This is a genomic window from Candidatus Lokiarchaeota archaeon (assembly GCA_014730275.1).
In the GTDB taxonomy this organism is placed as follows: Archaea; Asgardarchaeota; Thorarchaeia; order Thorarchaeales; family Thorarchaeaceae; genus WJIL01.
The window spans coordinates 1-3038 of sequence record WJIL01000067.1 but is presented as its reverse complement, the minus strand read 5'-3'; the positions used below and the strand labels follow the sequence as shown (position 1 = coordinate 3038).

Annotated in this window: 3 protein-coding genes; all 3 read left to right on the top strand. The window is 44.7% G+C overall.

Annotated features, from left to right (window positions below; genetic code table 11):
• The first annotated feature begins 2 nt into the window (after window positions 1–2).
• Complete coding sequence (locus GF309_07020; protein MBD3158529.1) at window positions 3–1223, top strand: hypothetical protein; 1221 nt, start codon at window positions 3–5, stop codon at window positions 1221–1223.
• A 114-nt stretch (window positions 1224–1337) separates the two neighbouring features.
• Window positions 1338–1478 (top strand): hypothetical protein, encoded by a 141-nt coding sequence (locus GF309_07015; GenBank protein MBD3158528.1) that lies wholly within the window; start codon window positions 1338–1340, stop codon window positions 1476–1478.
• A 176-nt stretch (window positions 1479–1654) separates the two neighbouring features.
• A partial coding sequence (locus tag GF309_07010) for an NAD(P)H-binding protein (protein ID MBD3158527.1) occupies window positions 1655–3038 on the top strand: 1384 nt, incomplete at its 3' end.

Sequence of the window (3038 nt, the reverse complement as noted above, 5' to 3'; positions counted from 1 at the left end):
TCATTGCAGCAACGAAGCTGAACAAAGCAGAAAATATTGAGGACTATTTCGATGCGGTCTCGTGGTGGGATAACCCCGTCTTCAATTTCGCCTATGCTGACAAGGCAGGCAACATCGCCATGACAGTTTGTGGCCGCATTCCAATACGAAATGGGTACAGCGGGATGTATCCTGTGGTTGCACTCAACGACTCAGTGGGCATGGTCAGTAATGTTCCCTATGCATACCTTCCTAGGGAAGTTAATCCATCACGGGGACACGTTTCTTCAGCAAATCAACGATCAATCAACCCGAATGAGTATGGATATCCATTAGTTGGCCCGTATGTTGATGGCTATCGGGGAAGGAGAATAAATGAACTACTAGATGCGGACAATAGTATCACCACAGAGGACTTGATGCGATTTCAAGCAGATGCAATCGAGATTCGAGCCAGAAGTATTGTACCAAAAGTTGTTTCTGCATGGGATAATCTAGGAGATGGCAATGAAAGCATAGAGATGATTGTAGGTTTGTTCAATGATTGGGACTATGAAATGGCGACCGATTTGAAAGCACCAACTCTATGGATGTATCTGTATGATGCGATCAGGTCGGAAACATTTGAAGAATTGGATGTTCTCATACCCCTCCTTGAAGAGTCATCAATGAAGTCTAATGCGTTGCCTTCAAGTTCCTATCCCCGAGCACCAATTCTGGAGCAACTCATATTAGAAAACGAATCTGCCTATTTTGATGATACCCGGACTGAAGGGTTGATAGAAACAAGAGATCATATCCTAGTCAGATCGTTGCACATAGCAATCAACACAATGCATTCGCTCTACGGCGAAAATACTGACAGTTGGGAATATGGGCTTCATCACACTATCAATGTGGAGCATATCGCAGGTCTAACAACCATCAAGGGAGGACCGATACGAGGACAACATACGCTCTTTCCGTCTCATGGGTGGGAGATGACCACGGGTCCAGTCTTGAGACATGTGATCGACTTGGAGAATCCTCTCAATTCGCGCTGTGTCATTCCTGGAGGGCAAAGTGGAAATCCATTCAGTGTGCACTTTGATGACCTATTTCAGCTCTGGTACACATTCGACACTGAAGAACACCATTATCTCTATCAGAATTTCTACACGTACTCAAGCTCTAGCGAGTTTGTTTCGGTCAGCGAGGAGAATAGACTCATCGAGAGAAGGATAACTTTGATGCCAACCAACTAATGGCAAGAGAGGAGAATCTAGAACAGGTCGGTTAAGTCAGATGTATTTTCCACACTCTATTTTTTGCGAGAATTTATTTTCGTACTCCTCTCTAGCAAAATATGGATGCTAGTAATGACTATCCAAGAAAAGGACAGTATGGCCCACCAAAAGGCAACTGCCAATGGTGCGGCAAGGGAGATACCTCATTTTGGGGCACATATTGTTCCAGGAGATGTTCTGCAGCGGGGTCATTTAGAAGCTATTTGGCAATGACGCTAATGATATTCTCAGTAAGCATCGGATTCTTGTTTGCTGGAAGTGTCGTAGGTTTCGCGATTTTTATTCTTTTGACTCTGTTACTCCTCCGCTATGTGTACATTGGTCTAAAAATTAGGCAGAAAAGCAGGCTTTAGAAAGAGTAAAGAGATTTCGGGCATGTATATGAGGTTATGAGTTCTTCTAGGAATGCCCTTGTTGTAGGTTCTACCGGATACATAGGGAAACGTCTTGTAGAGAAGCTCATATCTGAGGGGTATTCTGTCACAGCCACTTACAGGAGCAATGACAAGCTCCTCGCAAATGATTGGGCGACCCATCCAAGAGTAACTTCAGTCAAAGTTGACGTCTTGGATAAGGAGAGTCTGTTGGATGCATGTTCAGGATGCGCTAGTGCTTTCTATCTGGTTCATTCAATGTATGCCGGAGAAAAATATAGGGAACTCGATCGTATAGGTTCAACAAATATGCGGGAGACGGCGGAGGAACTAGGACTAAACAGAATAGTCTACCTCAGCGGACTTGGGAACATCTCAGAGGACACAAGCGAACACTTGAGGTCTCGAGAAGAAGTAAATCAGATTCTCAGAGAAGGCAGCGTTCCAGTGACAACTTTTCGAGCAGCTATGATAGTAGGAGAGGGAAGTGCGTCATTTGAGATCATGCGTTATCTTGTCGAGAGACTCCCGATTATGACGCCTCCAAGATGGGTGAGAACAAAAACACAACCAATTGCTGTTAGCAATGTCATGGAATACCTTGCAGGATGTCTTGAACAACCTGAGACTATAGGTGAGGAGTTTGACATTGGGGGTAGAGATGTAGTCACATATCAAAAGCTAATGAGAATTTATGCTGAAGAAGCTGAACTCCCCAGACGAATTGTCATTCCTATACCTGTGCTTACCACCGGATTGAGCTCCTATTGGGTTGGTCTCATTACTCCAGTTCCATCAGAGATAGCTGTGCCCCTAATTGAAGGGCTCCGCACTGAAACGGCCACGAGAGAGGACAGCATTACCCGACTGATTCCTCAAAAGCTTCTATCTTCACGAGAAGCAATCCGGCTTGCTCTTCAGGGAACCTTTCAACGAGCACGAGGTGAATCTATCAAAGGAGAAGCTGAGCCAGCTGAGTGGATTCGAAAAGGAGATCCAGCTTGGGCAGGGGGATCATTTTTCCATCTTTGGTTTAGAGAGTTGGTTCCCACATCTGCAGAAAGGCTATGGAACTCAATGCTACACTCCATTGCTTCGAATGGGCATAACTATGGGAGCAATATGTGGTACATTCGCGGCTTACTGGACGAATTGACCGGAAGTCAAGGATTCCGAAGAAATGCACATCCTTCTGAAGATATTCAACCCGGTAAGAATACAGATGCCTGGACGATAAGACAGGTGAAACAGCATAGATTTCTAGTACTTGAATCAGACCTTAGAGAACCGAACATCAGTTCTCTATACTTTAGACTGAAACAGAAATCATCAACAGCAACTGCTTTCGAATTGGAATTACGATATTTGGCTCGAGGGTTTGCCGGTCTTGCACTATGGT